The organism is Methylobacterium nodulans ORS 2060, assembly GCF_000022085.1.
GTDB classification, from domain to species: domain Bacteria; phylum Pseudomonadota; class Alphaproteobacteria; order Rhizobiales; family Beijerinckiaceae; genus Methylobacterium; species Methylobacterium nodulans.
Genome location: NC_011894.1, coordinates 4,979,552 through 5,001,011, shown reverse-complemented (window position 1 = coordinate 5,001,011; position 21,460 = coordinate 4,979,552). Strand labels below are relative to the sequence as shown.

The following is a 21,460-nucleotide window of genomic DNA, read 5'->3' as shown; positions in this document are numbered from 1 at the left end:
ACGTGTCGCGCAGCGGCTCCGTTTGCCTTTACCGTGGCTGACAAGCGGTCGCTGCGCGACTTCTTGTGCTGGGTCCCGGGTCGCATTCCGCTGGCGCTGCAGTCGTCCAGGACAGGGGCGAGCGAACATCGTCGCTGGGCTGACTGGTTTCTCCGGGACATCCTCTAGGGCCGGCTTTCCGGCGGCTTCGGATGCGGGAAGGTGCGCTCGGTGGCGTCGCCGGCTGCGGCAAGCAGGGCGCGTGCGAAGCGCCGGGCCTCCGCCCGGTCGAGGGCGATCACCGCAGTGACGGGCTCCCCGCCGAGATCCGCCAGGCCGAGTTCGATCTGAACGCCCGCGGCGGTCGGCGTCACCTTCAGGGTCCAGTCGCGTTCGCTCATGACGGCGCCTTGCGTCGCGGGACGGTCACGCCCCGAATCAGCCTATAGACCATTTTCCGGCGCCCGCGAGCCGAGCGCGGCCCGCAGAACCGGTTGACCACAAGGGTCTCGCGTGGTGGGTGCGCGAAAGGCGGGGCCGCCGCGCCCCGCGCCGCAGGGACGAGCGATGAGCGAGATCTTCTTCCGCACCGGCGAGGCCACCGTGCTCGCCGCCGAGGGCCAGTTCACCGATGCCATGCCGGAGGTGCTGATCGGGTCCGTGCGCGGCCCGGTCGGGACGGCCTTCGCCTCGATGATGGGGCAGGTCCAGGGCCACACCCGGATGTTCGTGGTGCGCGACCTCAACCAGCTCGTGCGCCCCGCCACCATGATGACCACCAAGGCGACGATCCACTCCGCCGAATACGTCGAACTCCTCGGCGGCGTGGTTCAGGCCGCGACCGGCGACGCCATCGTGGATTGCGTGATCGAGGGCATCCTGCCGAAGGACGGTCTCGACGACCTGTGCATGATCGTCATGATCTGGCTCGATCCGCGCTGCGCCGAAGATCCGAATCTCGACCGCAAGGACCTCTACCGCACCAACTACGAGGCCACGAAGCTCGCCATCGCCCGCGCCCTGAAGGGCGAGCCGACCATCGACGAGCTCATCGCCAACCGCAAGACGGTGAAGCACTACGCCCTGGACGGGGTCATCGACTACGAGGAGTAACTGGAGAGTCACGCACGTAGGACGATATTCCTCTCCGCCAAGCGGCGCAGTTGACCGTCCGGGGACTGCGCCGCAAGGTGCGCCGCCTTGCGGGGCCGGGTCACCGGTTCGCCGCGCCGATCGAGGGTTCCGATGCGCCCACGCCGTGCCGTGCTGGTCCTCTTCGCCTGCGCCCTGCTCGGGGCCGGGCCGACCTTCGCGCAAGGCGAGCCGCCTCCGGACGCCGTTCAGGCTCCGGCCCCGTCCCAAGCGCCGCGCCACCCGGCGCGCAAGCCGGCTCCGCCCGCCGGGATCCAGGTCTGGGACGCCCGCATCGAAGGCGGAGACCTGCGCATCTCGGGCAGCGTCGGCAAACCGGGCGTGGTCGTCACCGTGGACGACGACATCCCGGTGCAGACCGACCGCCGCGGGCGCTTCTCGCTGCACGTCCCATACCTGCCGCCGAACTGCGTCGCGACCCTGAAGGCCGGCGAGGAATCCCGCGAGATCGTGGTGGCGAATTGCGGCGCGACCGGACCGCAGGGGCCGAAAGGCGAACCCGGTCCGACCGGGCCGCAGGGCGTCGCCGGGCTGCCCGGCCCGAAGGGCGATCCGGGGCCCCGCGGGGAGCCGGGGCCGAAGGGCGAGCCCGGTCCTCGCGGTGAGGCGGGGGCCAAGGGAGAGCCCGGTCCCAAGGGTGATCCGGGACCCCGGGGGGAGCGCGGGCCGAAGGGCGAGGCCGGGCTTCCGGGCGCTCCGGGCCCGCGGGGTGAGCCTGGGCCGGCAGCGGCCGTGACGGCAACGAGCCTGCCGATGCGGATGCTCCGCAGCGAGGGCTGCGCGGACGGTGCCTGCGAACTCGCCTGCGATTCCGGCGAGACCTTCGTGTCGGCTTACTGTCTGCGCGCTGGGAGCCCGACCTTCAGCCGCCGGACCGGCGGCGAGGCAGTGGCCTCGTGCCCGGCGGAGAGTGCCGGCATGGTCGGGTTCTGCGCGAAGCTCTGAAGTCGCGTCAGCGCTCGGCGAGCCACGCGAGGATGCCCGCTGCAGCCGCGCGCCCCGTGGCGAAGCTCGCCTGCAGCAGGTAGCCGCCGGTCGGGGCCTCCCAGTCCAGCATCTCGCCGGCCAGGAAAACGCCCGGCCGCCGCTTCAGCATGAAGCGGGCGTCGAGTTCCGCGAGTGCGACGCCCCCCGCGCTCGAGATGGCGCGAGCGATCGGCTGCACCCCTGTCAGCCGCAGTGGCGCGGCCTTGATGAGGCCCGCGAGAGCCTCCGGTGCGCCGGGCAGGTCGCTTCCTGCCGCCTCTCGGAGCAGCCCGGATGCGGCGGGGTCGAGGCCCGCCGCCTTGCGCAAAGTCGTCGCGCGCGACTGGCCGGGCCGCGCCGCCGCGAGGCGCCGTGCCAGCGCATCCCGGTCGAGGTCCGGTCGGAGATCGACCACCAGAATCGTCTCGCCAGCGGCCCGGATCGCCTCGCGCAGCGGCCGCGACAGGGCGTAGACGGCGCCGCCCTCGATTCCCTCGGCGGTCACCACGGCCTCGCCGCGCACGCGGTCGGGGCCGCAGCTCAGCGCGACGCGCTTGAGCGGCGCGCCCGCGAAACGCTCCGCGAAGGCGGGCGACCACACCACCGTGAATCCGACATTGGCCGGGCGCAGCGGCGCCACCGCGACGCCGTCCGCCGCCAGGATCCCCGCCCAGCCGCCATCGGACCCGAGCCTCGGCCAGCTGGCGCCGCCAAGGGCGAGCACGGTGGCATCCGCCCGCAGGGATTCCTCGCCCTCGGGGCCGAGGAGCCGGAGCGATCCGTCCCCGGCCCAGCCCGTCCAGCGCGTCCGGGTGCGAAGGGTCACGCCGAGCCGGCCGAGACGGGCGAGCCATGCCCGCAGGAGGGGAGAGGCCTTGAAGGCGGTCGGAAACACGCGCCCGCTCGATCCCACGAAGGTCGCCTGGCCGAGCCCCTCGCACCAGGCCCGCAGCGCCTCCGGCGGGAATGCGCGGATGGCCGCCTCGATCGGCCCCGCCGGCGGGTGATAGCGGGCGAGGAAGCGCTCCAGCGGCTCGCTATGCGTGAGGTTGAGGCCGCCGCGTCCAGCGATGAGCAACTTGCGGGCGGGCGAGGGCATGCGCTCGACCACCGTCACGGCGAGGCCCGCCTGAGCCAGGACCTCCGCCGCGAACAGGCCCGCGGGTCCCGCTCCGATCACCGCCGCCCGGCGGCCCGCCACGCCCATCTGTGCCATGCCCGGACCAAAGCGGCGTTGCGGGGGCATCTGTCAACCGGGCGCTCTTGATCCGCCGCGATCAGCGACTTAAGTCGAGCCCATCGGCTGCGGGCCCCTCTGGCGAGCTGCGCTTCTCGCGCCTCGTGATGTCGGAGCCGATGCTTTCCCCAATCGAAGCATCCATGGTCCCGCACATGGTCGAACTCCTCTCCGTCGCTTGGCTCGGCAAACCGATCTGGATGTGGCTTCTGTTCCACGCCGTGATCGTGCTGCTGCTGGCCTTCGATCTCGGGCTCCTGCACCGCGACAGCAGCCGGGAGATCGGCGTCAAGGAGAGCCTGGCGCTGACGGCCTTCTACCTGACCCTCGGCCTGATCTTCGGCGGCTGGATCTGGTGGTATATCGGCCCGCAGGCGGGGCAGGAATATCTCGCCGGCCTCGTGGTCGAGAAGTCGCTGTCGATGGACAACGTCTTCGTGATCGCGGTGATCTTCGGGTTCCTCGGCATACCCCGGGCGTTGCAGCACCGGGTGCTGCTCTGGGGCATTCTGGCGGCGGTGCTGCTGCGGGGCCTGATGATTGGGCTCGGTGCGGCGCTGGTCCACCAGGCCGAATGGGTGCTGACCTTCTTCGCCGCCTTCCTGATCTATGCCGGCGCCAAGATGCTGGTCTCCGGCAGCGAGGAGGAGGACGAGGGCGAGACCGCGAACCGCTTCGCGAATTTCATGCGCCGCCGCTTCCGGGTCACGCCGGACCTGCACGGGCAGCATTTCATGGTCCGCCTGCCCGACCCGAAGACCGGCCAGATGGTGCCCTGGTTCACTCCGCTCGCCCTCGCGCTGGTGCTGGTGAACGGCGCCGACGTGATCTTCGCGGTCGACAGCGTGCCGGCGATCTTCGCGATCACCACCGACACCTATGTGGTCTACACGTCGAACATCTTCGCGATCCTGGGGCTGCGCGCGCTCTACTTCGCGCTCGCCGCGATGGTGGACCGCTTCGCCTATCTGAAGACCGCGCTCGCTCTGATCCTGATCTTCATCGGCGCGAAGATCGTGGTGGCAGACACGTTCGAGTGGATCGAGATCAAACCCTGGGTCTCGCTGGTCGTCACCGTCGTGCTGCTGGCGAGCGGCATCGCCTACAGCCTCTGGCGCACCCGGGACGCGCGGCATTCGGCCGTCGAGGAGCGGCCGGTGCGGGGATAGAGCGCTCCCCCGCCGAAGTGGAGGCCGGTTCGTCGCAGACGATGCGGCAAACTTGATGAGGCAATCGATGCCGGCGGTCCTGTGTAAGGCCGCGGGTTTGGCATCGACCGTTCAGGACGAGTCATACGGCGTCCGGTTGATCCGTTCGGAGATAAGAGGGCGCAGAGAACCCCTCTCCCGTGCGGGAGAGGGATCCCTGCGCGTCCTCATCTCGGAAGGAATCAACCGAAAGCCGTATCAACGCCCGAGGTGCCGGCAGCTTGGGCCGTTGCGGTTACTCGGCGGCTTCGCGGAAAGCCGGCGGCTCGCCGGACAGCACGGCCTGCGCCACCGCGGCGCCGCCCGCGCGGTACGGGATGCCGAAGAGCTTGAAGCCCATCTCGACGCCCGCCAATGCGCCCGCGATGGTGAGGTCGTTGAAGTCGCCGATATGGCCGATGCGGAACACCCGGTCGGCAAGCGGGCCGAGGCCGCCGCCGAGCGCCATGTTGAAGCGCTCCAGCACCGCCGCCCGGAACGCATCCGCGGAATGGCCGTCGGGCATGCGCACCGCCGTCACCATCGGCGAGGCCTGCGCCTCGTTCGCGCACTGCGTCTCGAAGCCCCAGTGGCGCACGGCGCGCCGCGTCGCCTCGGCCGCGCGGGCGTGCCGGGCGAACACGGCATCCAGACCCTCCGCATGCAGGGTGTCGATCGCCACCTTGAGCCCGTACAGGAGGTTGGTGGCCGGCGTGGTCGGGAAGTAGCCGGTGCGGTTGGCCGCCAGCATGTCCTCCCAGTCCCAGTAGGCGCGCGGCAGGGTGGCCTCCCGGGCGGCCGCCAGCGCCTTGTCCGACACGGCGTTGAAGGCGAGGCCCGGCGGGAGCATCAGGCCCTTCTGCGAGCCGCCGACCGTCACGTCCACGCCCCACTCGTCGTGGCGGTAATCTGTCGAGCCGAGCGACGAGATGGTGTCGACCATGAGGAGCGCCGGGTGGCCGGTGCGGTCGAGGGCGGCGCGCACGGCCTTCACGTCCGACAGGGTGCCGGTGGCGGTCTCGTTGTGGACGATGCAGACGGCCTTGAGCGTATGCGCCCGGTCCTCGGCGAGGTGGGCCTCGATCGCCGCAGCGTCGACGCCCGAGCGCCAGTCGCCCCGGATGAATTCGGGCTTCAGGGAGAGCTTCGTCGCCATCCGTGCCCAGAGGCTCGCGAACTGGCCGGTCTCGTACATCAGCACCCGGTCGCCGGGCCGCAGCGTGTTGACCAGGGCGGCCTCCCAGCCGCCGGTGCCGGAGGCGGCGTAGATCAGCACCGGGTTGGTGGTCTTGAAGATGGTCTTGATGCCCGCGAGGACCTCGCGGCCCAGCCGTCCGAACTCGACGCTGCGATGGTCGATAGTGGGCTTCGCGGTCGCGGCCAGGATCGGCAGCGGCACGTTGGTCGGCCCCGGGATCTGAAGGAAGTGGCGGCCGGGCTGGTGGGACATGCGGCGTTCCTCGGATGCGCGGTCCCGCTCGCCGGCGGGACAGGTCCGGCGGCCTCTGTGCGCGGATGCGGCCGGAGGGGAGGGAGGTGTCTGACGGTGCCACGAGGATGATCGGCGGCCCCTGCGGGCATGCGTCACCGCGCCCCGATCACCGCCGCGGTTGTGACGCAACATTAGGCAGCAAACAAGTGCAGCTTGACCAAAGGAGGTGCATCGACACTGCCCGCGCTGAAATGGCGCGGGTTCGCAGATCCGGATACTTCACGGCCCGCCGCAAGGGCCTGGACGGCGCAGGGCAATTCCTTCCGGCAGCCTGAGGCGGGATCGGCCACGGCCTTGAGGCGGGTGGGGCGCTTCCCCAAGCGGAGCGGGGGTGAGCGCGCTCAGGCCGCGCGCGCCGCGATCAGGTCCCGCAGGGTGGTGATGGTGGAGGCATCCGCGACGCCGTCGACCCGCGCCGGGCGGAAATGGCGCTGGAACGCCTCGACCACCGCGCGCATGCGCACGTCGAAGGTGCCGGTCACCGGCTGGTCGTAGCCGTAGAGGGCGAACATCGCCTGGAGCGCCTCGATCGGCTGGCCGGCATCGCCTTCGGCGAAGAAGCGCCCGTCGCGGATCGGGGCCGGCGGCACCCAGTGGCCCACGCCCGCGCGGTGCAGGCGCTCCCACGGGAATCCCTCGCCGGGATCCTGCTTGCGGGAGGGCGCCACGTCGGAATGGGCCAGCACCCGGTCGGCGCGGATCGGCCAGCGGGCGAGGATGTCCCGCGCGAGCGCGATCACCGCCGCGACCTGCGCCTCCGGATAGGGCGGGAGCCCGCCCGCATGGCCCGGATGGGCGATCTCGATGCCGATCGAGCGGGAATTGGTGTCGCGTTCGCCCTCCCAGGCGGAATCGCCCGCGTGCCAGGCCCGGCGGCCCTCCGGCACCATCTGCACCACCCGGCCGTCCTCGAACACGAAGTAGTGGCAGGAGACTTCGGCGAGCGGGTTGGCGAGGCGCAGGAGCGCCTCGCCGGCGTCCGGCATCCCGGTATAGTGCAGCAGCAGCATATCCACCGGGCGCCGCCGTTCGCCGTGGTTCGGCGAGGGCACGACCTGCGTGGCGACGGGGCTCTCGGGCGTCGGCTTCATGGCTTGCTCAGCTTAAGCCCGCGCTCGGCGGCGATGCGGTCGTAGGCCGCATTGATGGCCGCGAGGCGCCGCGTGGCGATGGCGACCGCCGCCGGGGGGAGGCCGCGGGCCACGGCCCGGTCCGGATGGTTCTCCGCCACCAGGGCCCGATAGCGGGCCTTCAGCTCCGCATCCGAGAGCGCGCGCGCGACGCCCAGCACCTCGTAGGGGTCGTCGGCGAGGCGGACATGGCGGGCCGCGATGCAGTTGAACCGCGCCTCGTCCAGCCCGAAGATCTCGGCCACGGCGCGCAGATAGCGCGCCTCCTTGTCGTGGATGGCCCCGTCCGCCTTGGCGATGTGGAACAGCCCGTCGAGGACGTCCTCCAGCAGGCGCGGCTCCTCGCGAAAGGTCTCGGCGATCTGCTGGGCGTAGGCTTCGAAGCCGTTCGTCGTCGCCTTGGCGAGGTCGAACAGCCGCGTGACGCCGGGCCGCTCGTCGTCGGACACGTGCACCACCTCCGCGAAGGCGGCGACCTCGGAAGGCGACACGACCCCGTCGGACTTCGCCATCTTGGCGGCCAGCGCGACGAGGCCGGTGGTGAACACCACCCCGCGCGGGGTCGGGCCGAACAGCGATCCTTCGCGGTCGAGGAGGAAATGCCCCGCCACCGCGCCGACCAGCGCTCCCAGCGGTCCGCCGACGGCGAGGCCGAGCCCGGCGCCGCCGATCTTTCCCCAGAGGCCGTGACTCATCGGGGCGCGGGTCCGGTCGGCAGCGCAGCAGCCGGGCGTGGGGGGAGGGAGATCATCATCGCACGGTGTTTAAGGCCGATTGCCCGTCGGCGGAACCGGCCCGCCTGCGTCGAGCGCGATCGCAGGCGCCGTCGAAGGGCTCGGCCGGTGCGGCCCCCTCGGGGCGCAGCCGACCTCGGGTGCGGGCTGCCGGATGCCCTGGATGGTCCGGCAGCCCGCGATCGGTCGTCCGACGACGGCCTCAGCGGCAGTAGATGTTGCCGTAGGGGTCGCGGTAGGTGCCGTAGGGGCATTGCGGCGCCGTGGCCGCGCCCACGAGGGCGCCGCCCGCCGCGCCGATCAGGCCGCCAGCGACCGCGCCGCTCGCGCGCCCGGTGGCCGCCGCGCCGACGGCCGCGCCCGTGAGGCCGCCGAGCGCCGCACCTCCGGCGGCCCGGTCGCCGGGCGTGTTGCAGGCCCCGAGAGACAGCGCCATGGCGCCCGCGAGGGTGGCGGCGATGAGCTTCTTCATGACAAACTTCCCTTGTGCAATTCGCGGTCTTGCGACGGATCGAGCGCCGGTCGCCGCTGTCTACAGCCTAGCTGTCCGACTGCTGAACACCAAATGACCGTGGGACCGATCGGCGGCCCGGGCGGCCTGCGGCGGCGCGAAAATGGTCCGGCGCGGCATCGCGGCCACGGTCGGCGCGGGGAAAGCCGTCGCAAATCGTGTGACACCCGCCCCGACGATGCGTAGAGGAGGGGGACGCCGAACGACATCCGCGAGGAGCCCGCATGCTGCGCGCCACCACCATCGTCCGCAAGCCCGCCGTCCGGCCGGACGCGGTCGCCGACACCGTCACCCTCGACCACGCCGCCCGCAGCCGGCGCGAGGGGACGCATGTCGCGGCGGGCGGCCTGGCCTTCCGGCTCGATCTCGACCGCGCGGCCACCCTGGAGGACGGCGACGCGCTGCGCCTGGAGGATGGGCGGCTGGTGCGCATCGCCGCGGCGGCCGAAGCTCTGCTCGAGGTGCGCGCCGAGAACCTGGTGCGGCTCACCCGCCTCGCATGGCAGTTCGGGAGCAACCACGTCCTGGTCGAAGTGACGCCGGATGCGCTCTACGTGAAGGCGGATCCGGTCGTGGCGGAGCTGATCCGCGGCCAGGGCTGCGCCTCCTCCCCCGTCGAGCGGCCGTTCCGGCCCGAGCGCGAGGTGGTCGCCCACGATCACAGCCAGTGCGGCCACGATCACCACGGCCATCACGGGCACGATCACCACCATCACCACGGCCACGCGCACGACCACCATCACCACGACCATGACCACGGGCATCATCATCACGACCACTGAACGAGCGGGCGCGGGGGCGGCCGCCCTCGCCTCCTGGCGCTTCAGCGTCGCTCGGATGCTCGATGGGTTGGGCTGATCTGGATTTGCCTTTTTAGATCAGCGCCTTACGCTTCATCCCTGTTCGGCTTTTGCCGAGCTTGTGCCCAATTGTCACGCTGAGAAATGAGCGGCACTGGACGGTCGACGCTCGGGCGCGACTAGGCGTCTGCGGCTTGGCAATTCCAGCCTCTCTGGCCGCCTGACACGCCCGGACCCGAATCAGGTTTGCTCGTTCCGACGCAATCTCCGGGGGCTGATGCCAGCTGCCGAAGCATGGACCGATCTCGGTTGGGCTGATGCGCTCTTGCCTCCACCTCGCCCCGCCTGTCTGGAGGATTGGATTCGCGCAGCCCTGGCAATCCGACGCGATCGGGTAAGCGGCGCGAATCTGCAATGTGCGGAGCGGCGACGGGCGCTCCTCGTCAAGGAACCGGGCGTCAGTTCGCCCGATCGCTCCTGCGCAATTGCGTGGGCAGCCCGAACTGGGCGAGCAGCGCGCAAAGGATGCAGAGACCGCCGATCACGTAGAGGGCCGGGGTGGTCGAGCCCGTCAGGTCCTTCACCCAGCCGACCATCACCGGACTGACGATGCCGCCGAACTGCCCGAGCGTGTTGATGAGCGCGATGCCTCCCGCCGCGCCGACGCCGGTGACGAGCTTCGGCGGCAGCGTCCAGAAGGTCGGGATCGACGCCACGATCCCGGCCCCCAGTCCGCAGAGCGCGAGCATCAACGGGAGGATTCGGCTGTCGAACAGGCCGGCCGCGAAGAACCCCAGCCCGGCCAGGAGGGTGAGGCCGGCCACGAATTTTGGCCGCTGGCCCGACGCATCCGAGATGCGTCCGACGAGAACCATGCTGATCGCGCCGCAGACATAGGGCAGCGCGGCCAGCAGCCCGACCGTCCCCGCGCCGGCACCGCTCGCCGTTCGAATGAGGTCCGGCCCCCAGAAGTTGAGGCCGTAGGAGCCGATCTGGATCAGAAAGTAGATCAGGCCGATCGTCAGGAAGCCGGGCGTACGGATCGCCCCGAGCAGGGAATGGTCCCCGATGTCACGATTGGCCTTTGTGATCTGGGAGCCGACGAGCGCCTTCTCCGCGTCGGTGAGCCAGCGCGCATCCTGGAGCCGGTCGTCGAAGCGGCCGAGCACGAGTGCGCCGAGCGCCAGGCAGGGCAGGCCACCAGCGAGGAACAGCCACTGCCAGCCGGCCAGCCCCGCCACGCCGTTCAGATGCCCGAGGATCAGGCCCGAGAGCGGCGCGCCGACGATGCCCGAAAAGGCGGAGGCGACAAACAGGAGCGAGGTGATGCGCCCCCGGTACGAGGCCGGGAACCAGAGCGTCAGGTAATACAGGATGCCCGGTGCAAATCCCGCCTCCATGGCGCCGATGAGGAAGCGCAGCGCATAGAACTGCCACTCCTGTGTGATGAACACCATGGCGGCGGTCGCGAGGCCCCACGAGATCATGATCCGGGCGATCCAGCGCCGCGCCCCGACCCGGTACAGGATCAGGTTCGAGGGCACCTCGAAGAGCACGTAGCCGATCACGAACAGGCTGGCGCCGAGGCCGTAGGCGGTATTGCTGAAGCCCAGGTCGCTCTGCAGCTGGAACTTGGCGAAGCTGATGTTGATGCGGTCGAAGAAGGCGAACAGATAGCAGACCATGATCAGCGGCATGAGCCGCCAGGCGATCTTGCGGATGACGGAGGCGACCGAGACGTCATCCGTCACGGCTAAGGTGGCCGACATGGCAGCGGACATGGAAGTCTCCCTAGAGGAATGGCTGGACGGGGCCGCCTTGGATGGGCGGCTCTCATTCGTTGCGGGCCGGGTCAGGCGGTCCGAGGCGGCGCGTGGAGGTCGCAGGGCCGTCCGGCTTTCGCGACCTGCCCCGGGACGTCGTGGCCGACGAGCGCCGGCAGGCCGCGCGACAGGCGGATCAGCGCGTCGAGGTCGAGGCCCGTCGCGATGGCCATCTCGTGGCACATGCTGACGAGATCCTCGGTGCAGATATTGCCGGTCGCCCCCGGCGCGAACGGACAGCCGCCGAGACCTCCGAGGGCCGCGTCGAAGCGCAAAGCCCCGGCCTCGCGGGCGGCCAGGACGTTGGCGAGGCCGAGGCCGCGCGTATTGTGAAAATGCAGGGTCAGGCGCTCGGCCGGGATGCGGGACAAGGCCCGCGCGACGAGCCTGCGGACCTGGAGCGGGTTCGCCATGCCGGTCGTGTCGGCGAGCGTCACCCCCTCCACGCCGAGGGCGAGGTAGCGGTTCACGAGATCGAGGACGCGCTCGGGCGCCTGCGCACCCTCGAAGGGGCAGCCGAAAGCCGTCGCGACCGTGGCGTTGAGGCGCACCCCCGTGCCGCGCGCGGCCTCGACGATCCGCGCGAAGGCGGCGAGCGAGGCCTCGCAGGTGAGGCCCATATTGGCGCGGTTATGCGTCTCGCTCGCCGACATCACGAGGTTGAGCTCGTCGGCCTTCGCCGCAAGGGCGCGCTCGGCCCCCTTCAGGTTGGGGACCAGCGCCACGTAGATCGTCCCCGGGCACCGCGCGATCCGCTCGAGCACCTCGGCGGCGTCGCGCAGTGCCGGCACCGCCTTCGGCGAGACGAAGGACGTCGCCTCGATGCGGGTGAAGCCCGCCCGCGAGAGCGCGTCGATCAGGGCGATCTTGTCGGCGGTCTCGATGAACCGGGGCTCGATCTGGAAGCCGTCGCGCGGCGCGACCTCCTGGACGATCAGCACGTCGCGGGCGCTCATGCCACCGCTCCCGCCTGCCGCAGGGCGGCGATCGCCGGCTCGTCGAACCCGAGTTCCGACAGCACCGCGTCGGTGTGGGCGCCCAGCGCCGGCCCGGACCAGCGCACCTCGCCGGGCGTCTCGGAGAGCTTCGGGACGATGCCGGGCATCTTCACCGGCGTGCCGTCGGGCAGCTCGGCGGTGAGGATCATGTCGCGGGCGGCATAGTGCGGGTCGGCCACGATATCGGCGACCGAGTAGATGCGTCCGGCCGGCACCTCGGCCGCGTCCAGGATCGCGAGGGCCTCCGTGACGGTCTTGGTCCGCGACCAGCCCGCGATCACCTCGTCCAGCATGGCGGCCCGGGCCGTCCGGCCGTCGTTGGAGCGCAGGTCCGGATCGGCGCCGAGGTCGGGCCGGCCGATCGCGGCCATCAGGCGGCGGAAGATCGGATCGCTGTTGCCCGCGATCACCACGTAGCCGCCGTCGCAGGTCGGGTAGGTGTTCGACGGCGTGATGCCGGGCAGCGCGCCGCCGGTCCGCGTGCGGACCTCGCCCAGGAGGTCGTATTCCGGCACAAGGCTCTCCATCACGTTGAACACGCTCTCGACCAGGGAGACATCGACCACCTGGCCCCGGCCCTGGCCCGTCTTGACCCGCAGCACCGCCATGAGGGCGCCGATCACGCCATGCAGGGAGGCGAGCGTGTCGCCGATGCTGATGCCGACGCGCGCAGGCGGGCTGTCGGGATCACCCGTCGTGTAGCGGATGCCGCCCATCGCCTCGCCGATCGCGCCGAAGCCCGGCCGGTCGCGGTAGGGTCCGGTCTGGCCGTAGCCCGAGATGCGAACCATGACGAGGTTCGGGTTGACCGCCGAGAGCTGCTCCCAGCCGAGCCCGAGCTTCTCCAGCCCGCCCGGGCGGAAGTTCTCGATCACCACGTCGGCGCTCGCCGCGAGCGCCTTGACGACGGCTGCGCCGTCCGGGGCCTTCAGGTCAACCGCGATCGACTTCTTGTTGCGGGACTGGAGGTACCACCAGAGTGACGTGCCGTTGTGCAGCTTGCGCCATTTGCGCAGGGGATCGCCGTCCTCCGGCGCCTCGACCTTGATCACCTCCGCGCCGAACTCCGCCATCAGCCGCGCGGCGAAGGGCGCCGCGATTAGCTGGCCGAGTTCGAGCACACGGATGCCGGCAAGCGGCCCGGGCATGGGCGTCTCCTCGATATGCGATGGTTGATCATTCTATAGTTGAGGACGCTGGGGGCGATCCAACCGTCTTTTGATCACGACCGTTCGCGAGAGGAGAACGCTTGCGTAGATCACTCCGCCTGCGCGAGGTGGGCGACGAGGAGGCTGGCTGCCGGCGGGAGGGAAGCGTCGCGGGTCACGATCCGCAGCTCGCGCCGCGCCCATGAATCGGAGAGGGGAACGGCGACGAGGTCCATGGAGGCGCCGAAGAGCGCGAACACCTCGCGCGGGACGACGCCCAATCCCATGTCGGCCTGCGCCATCCGGCAGACCGCGTCGAAGCCCGGAACATGGACCCGCAGCCGGAGCGGACGACCGACGCTCTGGGCCTCGTTGCGGACGCTCGCGTAGATCGAACTCTCGGCATGAAGGCCGACGAAGTCGTAGTCCAGCGTGTCGCGGAAGGCGAGTTCCGGGCGTCCGGCCAGGGGATGGTCGGGCCGCATGACGAGAACGAGCTGATCGCGCCGGTAGAGGAGGCTTCGCAGGCTGCGGGTGGGCGTCGTGCCCGCGCAGATTCCGAGATCGGCCAATCCCTCCTCGACACCTCTCACGACACCGCCGCTCGGGCGCTCCTCCAGGTCGATCTTGATCGCGTCCTGACGGGCCAGGAAGGCCCGCAGGTCTTCTGGAAGGAATTGAACGATGGCGGACAGATTGGCGAGCATGCGCACGATACCACGCACGCCCTTGGCGTGCTCGGCCAGTTCGAGCGCGATCAGCTCGGCATTGTGCAGCATGCGGCGCGCGTGATGCAGGAGCGTCTCGCCGGCGGGCGTGACCGCCATGCCGCGCGCCTGTCGGACGAGGAGCGTGACGCCGAGGCTCTGCTCCAGTTCGACCAGGCGCTTGCTCACGGCCGACGGCGCGATCGCGGCATTCCGCGCAGCCTTGGTGAGGGTGCCGTCCTCGCAGATGGTCACGAAGAGGCGGAGCGTCGTCAGATCGAGCCGGCGCAGAATGTTCGGTGGGAGCATCGACCTTCCTGGTAGATCGACCGCGCATCGCGGCTCAGGCCTTCCGGGCGGGGCGCTGCCTGCACGGCGGGACCTTACGGCGCGCGCTTCAGGTCGAGAGGATAGACGCTGCCATCCGTGCAGCGCATCGCGCTGCCGGGACCCGTGGGCAGCGCCCCATCGAAGCTGCAATCCTGGTCGCCGGCTCGCAATCGCACGGCGACGCGCCCGCCACGCCCCGGCGTCAGTGTCATCTCGCCGTTCTTCTCCTCGGCGCCTCCTCCCGGGGAGCACATTCCGGTGTGCTTCAGGGTGAGAGGCCCTTTCAGCAACCCGCCCGGCGCTTGGCCGGCCGCAGGATCCAGGCTGGCGGCGATGGCCCATTCACCCAGGAAGCCCGTCCTTCCCACCAGGCGGACCGGCTCGGCGCGAGCCGCCGCGACGACCATCACGGCGCAAGCAGCCGTCAGCACGCGACGTCTCATCGCGAGCCTCGACGGAGAGCAGGCGGTGACGCTTGGCACGGCGGAGACCGTCAGAGGCATCGCGCGTCCAAGTGCGGCGGTCACCCGCCGGCCTGCTCTTCGTCCTCGGTCAGCCGCGTGAGCTGACGGGCGAGGTTCTCCACCTGGTCACGGGTCGCGCTCACCTTCAGCACAGTACCGTCGTCGGTCTCGATCAGCAGCCGGTATCCATAGCCGACCTCGACGGTCAGCACGCGGACCAGCTTCTTCACCTCGGCTTCGGCCATCCTGGGCACCCTGGATTCGACACGCGCCCGATCATGCCTCGCCTGCGCCCGAGCGCGAAGTCCGTCGTGACAGCCGTCGTCGCCCCTCCTCGGCGGTATCGATCGGCGGCACGGAACAACCATTCGCCGCATGAGCCATGCGGGCCGCAAGGGCCGCGTCTCGGGCTATCGCTCGCTTCCGCCAAGGAAGGCGGCTGGCATGGGCGATGCGCCCGAAGGCCGCCTCGCGCTCGGTCTACGCCGCTGCCTTGGCCTCGCGCACCAGATCCTCAAGGCGCGCCGCGTTCGGGCAGAAATCGAGGTAGGTGATGGCCGCCATGCCGGCGGTCAGTTCGCGGTCGCAGTGGCTGCGTTTGGTGCAGGCAGAACACGCCTGCTCCAGCTTGAACATTTTCGCAGGCGCGTCGGTTCGAATGGTCTCTGGATCGAGGTCGAGAGCCTTGAGCATCGGGGCCAGGTTGGCAAAACTCGCATTCATCACCGGTGGGGATGCCGGGAGAGCGACGGCGCGGTCCTCGAGCATCGTTCGCATCCACTCGTCGTCGACATTTCTTATTTCCTGTGCGGCTGCAATCAGCCGCGTCCATTCGGTCAGGGGCGCGAGCATCCAGCCATAGAGGCCGGCGAGGGTCCCGGTATCGTCGGATGCAGGCATGATCGCTCTCCTCCAATCCAGCCAGGACCAGGGTGAACGCTCCGATGCTGCGCCGCCTTGATGTGGCGCAAACCCAGCCCGCCGCGATCCTCGACCGCCGGTCCGGTCAGCATCGTTAGCCTGAAGATCGAAATGTGACGGGCGGCACGGCGGCGCGCGCCCGATCCGCCGTCCTGGCGGGCCTGCTCGCAATGGCACGCAGATCCAAGCCAGGAGAATCGGACTCCCTGCCAGGCTCGCAAGTATCCGGCTGTTGCGGCTATACTGGCTGCCTCATGTCAGGGCGGTCAAACAGGTAACGAGCGGCGGGTGCGCATTCTGTTGACAGAAGGCAGCAGCACGTCCGCTCGCCAAGCCATCACGGCCCTTGCGCTCTCGGGCCACCAAGTCGCGTTCTGCGATCCGGAGCCCGTGTGTCTGGGACGCTTCTCCCGGCTCGTCTCCCACCGCTACCGGTGCCCACCCCTCGGCACGGATCCGGAGGGCTACCGTGTGTTCCTGCGAGAATTGCTCGCGGCACGGATTGCCGATGTAGTCTTGCCGATCCATGAGCAGGGCTATCTCATCGCTCGCGTCGCCGAGGAGCTGCGCCCTCATGCAGCCCTGGCCCTGCCGAGCTTTGACAGTTACGCCCGCGTCCAGACAAAGGTTGGCCTTTACGATCTCCTGACGGAGCTCGATCTTCCCCAGCCACGAACCATCCTTGTCGATAATCCACGCAGCCTCCTCCAGCGGGAGGCTTATCCATTCGTCGTCAAGACTTCCGTGGGCACGGCGAGCCGCAGCACCTGGCTGGTCCGGTGCCAAGCGGACCGCGACCGTGCCGCCGCGGAGATCGCGCGGACGACCATCGCGGGCGAGCCGATCCTCATGCAGGATTGGGTGAGTGCTCCTCTGGAGCAAGCCCAGGCGGTCTTCCAGACAGGGCGCCTCGTCGGGTTCCATGCGACGCGCCGGCTCATCGAGGGAGCCGGCGGTGGCGCCGCCCTCAAGGAGAGCGTCTGGCGGCCCAGGGTCGCGCGCGACCTGGCCCGGATCGGGTCGCACCTGGCCTGGCACGGGGCTCTCTCCGTCGACTACTTCATCGACGAGAGCGGGGAGCATCCGCTCTACATCGACGGCAATCCGCGCCTCGTCGAGCCCATGGCTGCCACGCTGGCGGGCCTCAACCTCGCGGAGCTGCTCGTCCAGGTCTCTGTGGGGACACCCATCCCCCGACTTCACACCAGCCAGCCGGGCCTGCGGACACGTCTCGCCTTGCAGGCCCTGCTCGGGGCCGCGCTCCGAACCGGAAGCCGGAGTGCGGTGGTCCGGACGATCGTCGATCTCCTCGGCAGGTCGGGTCCGTTTGCGCGAACGCAGGAGGAACTGACCCCGGCGTATCTCGATCCGCCAAGTGCTCTGCCGGTGCTCGGCGCTGCACTCGCGCTCCTCGCGCGGCCAACCAGAGCCCAGGCGATGGCGAGCCGGGGCTGGGGTGCTCATCTCCTCACGCCCGAGGCCATGCGCCGGATTCAGCAGATGGCCTGAGCCGATCAGATTCAGCACGAGATATGGCTTCCTCGGCCGCCACCTCGGAAAACTCGCCCGAACCGGCCACCTGGAGGGAAGCACTCGATCAGGGCGTGTGGAGCTTCGCCGGGGCGAAGCGGCAGTAGCTGACCCGCATCGCGGCGGCACCCTTCGCCGCCGGCATCGGCACCCACCGGCATTGACCGCATCTTCGCCTCCCCGTCGTGGAGGCCATCAAGGCAATATAGTTTACAAATTCCATATAATAACTACATACATGGCGCACCCACACCCGCCCCTGCGCATCCTCGCCGACCAGCCCCGGGTCCGGAAAGGCCCTTCCGCTGGCCGCGCCCACCGGCTTGCAGCCCGTCCGAGATGTTCGTTATAAAGAACGATATCGGGCCATTCACGCGCCCTCGAATGCCCTTTCCCACACGCCGCAAGAGAGAGACCCCTTGGACCCGATCGACTTGAAGATCCTCGCGCTTCTGCAGACGGATGCCACGCTCTCGGTCTCTGTCATCGGCGAGCAGGTTGGATTGTCGCAAACGCCGTGCTGGAAGCGCATCCAGCGGCTACAGGCCGACGGCGTCATCAACCGCCGCGTGGCTGTGCTCGATCCGGACAAGCTCGGGCTCGGACTGACGGTTTTCGTCTCGATCGAGGCCGCCGATCATTCCAAGGACTGGCTGGATCGCTTTGCGAGTGAAATCACTACGATGCCGGAGGTGCTCGAATTCTACCGGATGGCCGGCGACGTGGACTACATGCTGCGCGTCGTCGTCTCCGACATGGCGGCCTACGACATCTTCTACAAGCGCTTGACCGCGACCCTGCCTCTCAAGAACGTGACCTCGCGGTTCGCCATGCAGAAGGTGAAGTCAACCACCGCCTTGCCGCTCCCGGCCCCTCCCGCTCGGAAGAGGGCCCTGCAGCCCCCCGTAATCGGGGAATGATCTTTCACCCGGCAGCGCCCCGGCAGTGACGGTCTCCTCGCAGGGGATCGTTCTTTAGAGAGAACAATTCTCCGAGGGGCTCACCGTCCGCCAGCTCGCGCAGCGCCGCGGCCTGTTTCGCACCGCACACGCAGGCACGACGCTGCGCGAGCAGCTCGGACTGCCGCGCCCACACCGCTTCTTCCCGGGGGATGCCGCGCGCTCCTGACTCCGGATCCCCCGCGGGGCCGCCGAACGATCTTCTTTCGCGCCGGCTGCCAGGAGAAAGACTCGTCTCTTCTGGAGCCGAACGAAGGGATGATCACCTTCTTTCGGTCACGTGCTTGCACTCTTGCGACAGGATGCTCTAAGCCGGCGCTGTCACCTCATCCCGTCGGCCTGTCATGACCTTCACGCGACGCAGCATCCTTGGGGCAGGCCCGATCCTCGGGGCCGGCGCGGCGCTCGCCGCGACGGTGGGGGCCCGGGCGCAGGGACGCAGCGCTCCCCTGCGGGTCGGCGTGATCCCGATCCTCGCCGCCGCCCCGATCTTCGTCGCCGAGCGGGAGGGCTGGCTCAAGGAGGCGGGGCTCAGCCTGAGCCTCACGACCTTCGAATCCGGCCCCAACATGATCCAGGCGCTGGCATCGGGCACCCTCGACGTCTACGTGGCGGGCGTGGCGCCGCTCGGCGTCGCCCGGGCGCGCGGCATCGACGTCAAGGTCGTGACAGCGACGGCCGTCGAGGAGAACGTGTTCGTCGCCGGCCCGCGGCTCGCCCGCCATGTCGAGCCCGGGCTCGCGCCCGCCGAGGCGTTCCGCCGCTTCCGAGCCGCGTCCGGCGCACCGGCCCGGCTCGCCACCCAGCCCCTCGGCTCCGTCCCCAACACCACGCTCCAGCACTGGCTCTGGGAGGTGGCGAAGGCCGATCCGAAGGACGTCGCCATCGTCTCGATGGGGATCGACGCGACCCAGCAGGCCATTCTGGCGGGCGCCGTCGAGGGCGGCACTCTGCGCGAGCCGGCCGTCTCGATCGTCACCGGCCGCGATCCGGCGATCCGCCTCGTCGCGCTCGGCGGCGAGATGTTCCCCAACCAGCCCGGCACCATCGTGGCCCTCACGCGGACGCTCCTCGATCGGGAGCCCGAGACCGCGCAGGCGGTGGTGTCCGGGATCGTGCGGGCCGTGGACCTGATCGGCCGCGATCCGACCCGCGTCGCGCCCGTCGTCGAGGCGGCCCTCGGCAAGGGTCTCGTCGACCTCGCCACGATCCGCCGCGCGCTCGCCTCGCCGGCCACCCGGTTCATCGCCGATCCTCGCGCCGTCGTGGAGGCCACCGCCGCCATGCAGCGCTATCAGGTGAAGATCGGCGCCCTCGACCGCGAAGTGCCCCTCGACGGCCTGTTCGAACCGCGCCTCTACGAGCGCGCCGCGGCGGGCCGGTGAGGCCCCGCCGCGGCGCGGCGCTGCTCCCGCTCGTCGGGCTCGTCGCCTTCTTCGCGCTCTGGGAGGCGGTGCCGCGGGCGGGCCTCGTCAACCCCGCCTTCCTGCCCCCGCCCTCGGTCCTGCCGGAGTCGTTCCTGCGGGAACTGCGCTCCGGCCAGTGGCTCGCCGCCGCCGGCAGCAGTCTGGGACACTACACGGCCGGGCTCGCGCTCGGCGTCGGTCTCGGCATTGCGGCCGGGACGCTCACGGGCCTGTTCCGGACGGCCGAGAGCTTGAGCGCCTGGGTGGTGCGGGTGCTGCGCCCGGTGCCCGGCCTCGCCTGGGTGCCCTTCGCGATCATCTGGTTCGGGGTGAGCCCGGCCGCGGCGGTGTTCATCATCGCGGTCGGGGTGTTCTGGATCGTCTACTTCGCGAGCCACGGCGCGATCCGGGGCGTCGACCGCGACCTCGTGGAGGTGGCGGAGGCCTTCGGCTTCCGCTCCGCCCCGGAGCGCCTCCTCACCGTGGTCTGGCCCGCCGCGACCCCGGGTATTCTCGTGGGCGTGCGCACCGCCATCGGGCAGGCCTGGATGGCGGTGGTGGCGGCCGAGATCTTCGGCGTCGCCGGCCTCGGCCAGCGGATGATGCAGGCCTCGACGCTCCTCGCGACCGACATCGTGGTCGTCTACATGCTCACCATGGCGCTGCTCTACGGCGTGTTCGACGCCGCCTTCACCGCCCTCCAGCGCCGGATGCTGCGATGGTGGGCCTGATCAGCATCCGGGGCCTCACCCTCGCGTTCGCGCGCGACCGCACCCGCACGGCGGTGCTCGCGAGCCTCGACCTCGACATCGCGCCCGGGGAGTTCCTGGCCATCGTGGGCGCCTCCGGCGTGGGGAAGTCGACGCTGCTGCGGGTGATCGCCGACCTCGTGCGCCCGAGCGCCGGCACCGTGACGGTGAGCCCGCCGGCGCCGGGCCGCCGGGCGGTCGCCCTGGTGTTCCAGGATGCCCGCCTGCTGCCCTGGCGGCGGATCGTCGACAACGTGGCCTTCGGGCTGGAGAAGCTGCGGATCCCGCGCGCCGAGCGGCGCCGGCGGGCCTTGGAGGCGCTCGCCCGGGTCGGCCTTGCCGACCTCGCCGGACGCTGGCCGTTCCAGCTCTCCGGCGGGCAGCGCCAGCGCGCGGCGCTTGCCCGCGCGCTCGCGGTCGAACCGCACGTGCTCTTGATGGACGAGCCGTTCTCGGCCCTCGACGCGCTGACCCGCGAGAGCTTGCAGGACGAACTCGCCCGCCTCTGCCGCGCCTCCGGCCAGACCGTCCTGTTCGTTACCCACGACATCGAGGAGGCGGTCTACCTCGCCGACCGGGTCGTGGTTCTGGCGGGGGCGCCCGGCCGAATCGTGGCCGCGCACGCCATCCCGGCGCCGCGACCGCGCGACCGCACGGCGCCGGCCCTGCAGGAGACGGCGCATCTGATCCGCCGGGACCTGACGGCACCGGATCGCGTCCCGGCCTGACCGCGGCCGCTCAGGAGGCGGCGAGGCGCAGCCGACCCTGGCGGATGACACCGTGGCTGACTAAGTGCCCCTCCCTCTGATGGCACCCTCAACCGCCCTCATGCTGAGATGCTCCTGGCGATCGCAGATCGCACGGAGCCTCCGGCCGGCATCAGCCGGCACGCACGCCTGACCGCTGGTCCGAGGCTCTGGTGGCTGGGAGCACCGGTCAGGCGTGCTTCGAGGCAGCCTGCGCGATCTTCGATCGCCAGTGCGATCTGCGATCGCCTGCACCTCAGCAGAGGAGCGGGGCGGCTTCCACGCACGTCAGGTTCTATATTTAGTCCCGCGAAGAGCGCCAGGAAGGAACTCGTCTGCATTGCGCCGTCCGCTCCGCGCGCCCTGCGGCGCGGCGCAGCCCTAGGGCATCCGGCCGCGGCGGGCAAAGTCTTTTCTCGAACGCCGAGCCGCACGATACACCCCATCTGGCAGTTATCCCTTGTAAAGCGTGCGATGACGCACCATAATCT

General features: G+C 70.3%; 22 protein-coding genes. 9 read left to right on the top strand and 13 right to left on the bottom strand.

The window, feature by feature from the left end; genetic code table 11:
* Positions 1-164 precede the first annotated feature (164 nt).
* Positions 165-380 carry a hypothetical protein gene (locus tag MNOD_RS23195; RefSeq protein WP_015931402.1) on the bottom strand — a complete coding sequence of 72 codons (216 nt, stop codon included), beginning with the start codon at positions 378-380 and terminating at the stop codon, positions 165-167.
* Positions 381-546: 166 nt separating this feature from the next.
* Here MNOD_RS23195 and fae point away from each other — a divergent pair, with 166 nt between their 5' ends.
* The gene (gene fae / locus MNOD_RS23190) at positions 547-1,092 is read left to right on the top strand and encodes a formaldehyde-activating enzyme (RefSeq protein ID WP_015931401.1); all 546 of its coding nucleotides are present in this window, start codon (positions 547-549) and stop codon (positions 1,090-1,092) included.
* A gap of 132 nt (positions 1,093-1,224) precedes the next feature.
* Entirely contained in the window at positions 1,225-2,076 is an 852-nt protein-coding gene (locus tag MNOD_RS23185) for a collagen-like protein (RefSeq protein WP_015931400.1), read from the top strand.
* A 7-nt stretch (positions 2,077-2,083) separates the two neighbouring features.
* On the opposite strand, the gene MNOD_RS23180 is transcribed toward MNOD_RS23185, so the two are convergent.
* Positions 2,084-3,304: a BaiN/RdsA family NAD(P)/FAD-dependent oxidoreductase gene (locus tag MNOD_RS23180; protein ID WP_050783386.1), complete on the bottom strand. Its 1,221-nt coding sequence runs from the start codon at positions 3,302-3,304 to the stop codon at positions 2,084-2,086.
* 185 nt (positions 3,305-3,489) lie between these two features.
* On the opposite strand from MNOD_RS23180, the gene MNOD_RS23175 reads away from it, so the two are divergent.
* Positions 3,490-4,503: a TerC/Alx family metal homeostasis membrane protein gene (locus MNOD_RS23175; protein WP_043751926.1), complete on the top strand. Its 1,014-nt coding sequence runs from the start codon at positions 3,490-3,492 to the stop codon at positions 4,501-4,503.
* Between the two features lie 274 nt (positions 4,504-4,777).
* Here the strand turns inward: MNOD_RS23175 and MNOD_RS23170 are convergent, their stop codons facing one another.
* The 4 genes from MNOD_RS23170 to MNOD_RS23155 all read right to left on the bottom strand — a co-directional run bounded on the left by MNOD_RS23170 (position 4,778) and on the right by MNOD_RS23155 (position 8,349).
* Positions 4,778-5,971, bottom strand: coding sequence for a pyridoxal-phosphate-dependent aminotransferase family protein (locus MNOD_RS23170; RefSeq protein WP_015931397.1), 1,194 nt, complete (start codon positions 5,969-5,971; stop codon positions 4,778-4,780).
* Positions 5,972-6,354: 383 nt separating this feature from the next.
* Positions 6,355-7,104 carry an N-acetylmuramoyl-L-alanine amidase gene (locus MNOD_RS23165; RefSeq protein WP_015931396.1) on the bottom strand — a complete coding sequence of 250 codons (750 nt, stop codon included), beginning with the start codon at positions 7,102-7,104 and terminating at the stop codon, positions 6,355-6,357.
* Positions 7,101-7,838: a TerB family tellurite resistance protein gene (locus MNOD_RS23160; RefSeq protein ID WP_015931395.1), complete on the bottom strand. Its 738-nt coding sequence runs from the start codon at positions 7,836-7,838 to the stop codon at positions 7,101-7,103. The genes MNOD_RS23165 and MNOD_RS23160 overlap by 4 nt, the downstream gene beginning before the upstream one ends.
* A 241-nt stretch (positions 7,839-8,079) precedes the next feature.
* Positions 8,080-8,349: a hypothetical protein gene (locus tag MNOD_RS23155; protein ID WP_015931394.1), complete on the bottom strand. Its 270-nt coding sequence runs from the start codon at positions 8,347-8,349 to the stop codon at positions 8,080-8,082.
* A 263-nt stretch (positions 8,350-8,612) separates the two neighbouring features.
* Here MNOD_RS23155 and MNOD_RS23150 point away from each other — a divergent pair, with 263 nt between their 5' ends.
* Positions 8,613-9,170 carry an urease accessory protein UreE gene (locus MNOD_RS23150; RefSeq protein ID WP_015931393.1) on the top strand — a complete coding sequence of 186 codons (558 nt, stop codon included), beginning with the start codon at positions 8,613-8,615 and terminating at the stop codon, positions 9,168-9,170.
* A gap of 476 nt (positions 9,171-9,646) precedes the next feature.
* Here the strand turns inward: MNOD_RS23150 and MNOD_RS23145 are convergent, their stop codons facing one another.
* The 7 genes from MNOD_RS23145 to MNOD_RS23115 all read right to left on the bottom strand — a co-directional run bounded on the left by MNOD_RS23145 (position 9,647) and on the right by MNOD_RS23115 (position 15,558).
* On the bottom strand, positions 9,647-10,969 hold the full coding sequence (locus tag MNOD_RS23145; RefSeq protein ID WP_015931392.1) for an MFS transporter: 1,323 nt from the start codon (positions 10,967-10,969) through the stop codon (positions 9,647-9,649).
* Positions 10,970-11,040: 71 nt separating this feature from the next.
* Complete coding sequence (locus tag MNOD_RS23140) at positions 11,041-11,967, bottom strand: hydroxymethylglutaryl-CoA lyase (protein WP_015931391.1); 927 nt, start codon at positions 11,965-11,967, stop codon at positions 11,041-11,043.
* Positions 11,964-13,157: a CaiB/BaiF CoA transferase family protein gene (locus MNOD_RS23135; protein ID WP_015931390.1), complete on the bottom strand. Its 1,194-nt coding sequence runs from the start codon at positions 13,155-13,157 to the stop codon at positions 11,964-11,966. Before MNOD_RS23135 ends, MNOD_RS23140 begins: the two co-directional genes overlap by 4 nt.
* Positions 13,158-13,267: 110 nt before the next feature.
* Positions 13,268-14,173 (bottom strand): LysR family transcriptional regulator, encoded by a 906-nt coding sequence (locus tag MNOD_RS23130; protein ID WP_015931389.1) that lies wholly within the window; start codon positions 14,171-14,173, stop codon positions 13,268-13,270.
* 74 nt (positions 14,174-14,247) lie between these two features.
* Positions 14,248-14,625: a hypothetical protein gene (locus tag MNOD_RS23125; protein ID WP_043749268.1), complete on the bottom strand. Its 378-nt coding sequence runs from the start codon at positions 14,623-14,625 to the stop codon at positions 14,248-14,250.
* A 92-nt stretch (positions 14,626-14,717) separates the two neighbouring features.
* A complete protein-coding gene (locus MNOD_RS23120; protein WP_015931387.1) occupies positions 14,718-14,903 on the bottom strand; it encodes a hypothetical protein in 186 nt (61 codons plus the stop codon).
* A 235-nt stretch (positions 14,904-15,138) separates the two neighbouring features.
* Entirely contained in the window at positions 15,139-15,558 is a 420-nt protein-coding gene (locus tag MNOD_RS23115) for a hypothetical protein (RefSeq protein ID WP_015931386.1), read from the bottom strand.
* Positions 15,559-15,867: 309 nt separating this feature from the next.
* Here MNOD_RS23115 and MNOD_RS23110 point away from each other — a divergent pair, with 309 nt between their 5' ends.
* The 5 genes from MNOD_RS23110 to MNOD_RS23090 all read left to right on the top strand — a co-directional run bounded on the left by MNOD_RS23110 (position 15,868) and on the right by MNOD_RS23090 (position 20,951).
* On the top strand, positions 15,868-17,088 hold the full coding sequence (locus MNOD_RS23110) for an ATP-grasp domain-containing protein (RefSeq protein ID WP_015931385.1): 1,221 nt from the start codon (positions 15,868-15,870) through the stop codon (positions 17,086-17,088).
* Between the two features lie 440 nt (positions 17,089-17,528).
* Positions 17,529-18,029: an Lrp/AsnC family transcriptional regulator gene (locus tag MNOD_RS23105; protein ID WP_015931384.1), complete on the top strand. Its 501-nt coding sequence runs from the start codon at positions 17,529-17,531 to the stop codon at positions 18,027-18,029.
* Positions 18,030-18,412: 383 nt separating this feature from the next.
* Complete coding sequence (locus tag MNOD_RS23100) at positions 18,413-19,453, top strand: ABC transporter substrate-binding protein (RefSeq protein ID WP_015931383.1); 1,041 nt, start codon at positions 18,413-18,415, stop codon at positions 19,451-19,453.
* Entirely contained in the window at positions 19,450-20,205 is a 756-nt protein-coding gene (locus MNOD_RS23095) for an ABC transporter permease (protein ID WP_015931382.1), read from the top strand. Before MNOD_RS23100 ends, MNOD_RS23095 begins: the two co-directional genes overlap by 4 nt.
* The gene (locus MNOD_RS23090) at positions 20,193-20,951 is read left to right on the top strand and encodes an ABC transporter ATP-binding protein (RefSeq protein ID WP_015931381.1); all 759 of its coding nucleotides are present in this window, start codon (positions 20,193-20,195) and stop codon (positions 20,949-20,951) included. Before MNOD_RS23095 ends, MNOD_RS23090 begins: the two co-directional genes overlap by 13 nt.
* The last annotated feature ends 509 nt before the right edge of the window (positions 20,952-21,460 follow it).

Coding starts and splice junctions, on each gene's coding strand:
- MNOD_RS23195 (WP_015931402.1), bottom strand. CDS start 380: ATGAGCGAACGCGACTGGACCCTGAAGGTGACGCCGACCGCCGCGGGC.
- fae (WP_015931401.1), top strand. CDS start 547: ATGAGCGAGATCTTCTTCCGCACCGGCGAGGCCACCGTGCTCGCCGCC.
- MNOD_RS23185 (WP_015931400.1), top strand. CDS start 1,225: ATGCGCCCACGCCGTGCCGTGCTGGTCCTCTTCGCCTGCGCCCTGCTC.
- MNOD_RS23180 (WP_050783386.1), bottom strand. CDS start 3,304: ATGGGCGTGGCGGGCCGCCGGGCGGCGGTGATCGGAGCGGGACCCGCG.
- MNOD_RS23175 (WP_043751926.1), top strand. CDS start 3,490: ATGGTCGAACTCCTCTCCGTCGCTTGGCTCGGCAAACCGATCTGGATG.
- MNOD_RS23170 (WP_015931397.1), bottom strand. CDS start 5,971: ATGTCCCACCAGCCCGGCCGCCACTTCCTTCAGATCCCGGGGCCGACC.
- MNOD_RS23165 (WP_015931396.1), bottom strand. CDS start 7,104: ATGAAGCCGACGCCCGAGAGCCCCGTCGCCACGCAGGTCGTGCCCTCG.
- MNOD_RS23160 (WP_015931395.1), bottom strand. CDS start 7,838: ATGAGTCACGGCCTCTGGGGAAAGATCGGCGGCGCCGGGCTCGGCCTC.
- MNOD_RS23155 (WP_015931394.1), bottom strand. CDS start 8,349: ATGAAGAAGCTCATCGCCGCCACCCTCGCGGGCGCCATGGCGCTGTCT.
- MNOD_RS23150 (WP_015931393.1), top strand. CDS start 8,613: ATGCTGCGCGCCACCACCATCGTCCGCAAGCCCGCCGTCCGGCCGGAC.
- MNOD_RS23145 (WP_015931392.1), bottom strand. CDS start 10,969: ATGTCCGCTGCCATGTCGGCCACCTTAGCCGTGACGGATGACGTCTCG.
- MNOD_RS23140 (WP_015931391.1), bottom strand. CDS start 11,967: ATGAGCGCCCGCGACGTGCTGATCGTCCAGGAGGTCGCGCCGCGCGAC.
- MNOD_RS23135 (WP_015931390.1), bottom strand. CDS start 13,157: ATGCCCGGGCCGCTTGCCGGCATCCGTGTGCTCGAACTCGGCCAGCTA.
- MNOD_RS23130 (WP_015931389.1), bottom strand. CDS start 14,173: ATGCTCCCACCGAACATTCTGCGCCGGCTCGATCTGACGACGCTCCGC.
- MNOD_RS23120 (WP_015931387.1), bottom strand. CDS start 14,903: ATGGCCGAAGCCGAGGTGAAGAAGCTGGTCCGCGTGCTGACCGTCGAG.
- MNOD_RS23115 (WP_015931386.1), bottom strand. CDS start 15,558: ATGCCTGCATCCGACGATACCGGGACCCTCGCCGGCCTCTATGGCTGG.
- MNOD_RS23100 (WP_015931383.1), top strand. CDS start 18,413: ATGACCTTCACGCGACGCAGCATCCTTGGGGCAGGCCCGATCCTCGGG.
- MNOD_RS23090 (WP_015931381.1), top strand. CDS start 20,193: ATGGTGGGCCTGATCAGCATCCGGGGCCTCACCCTCGCGTTCGCGCGC.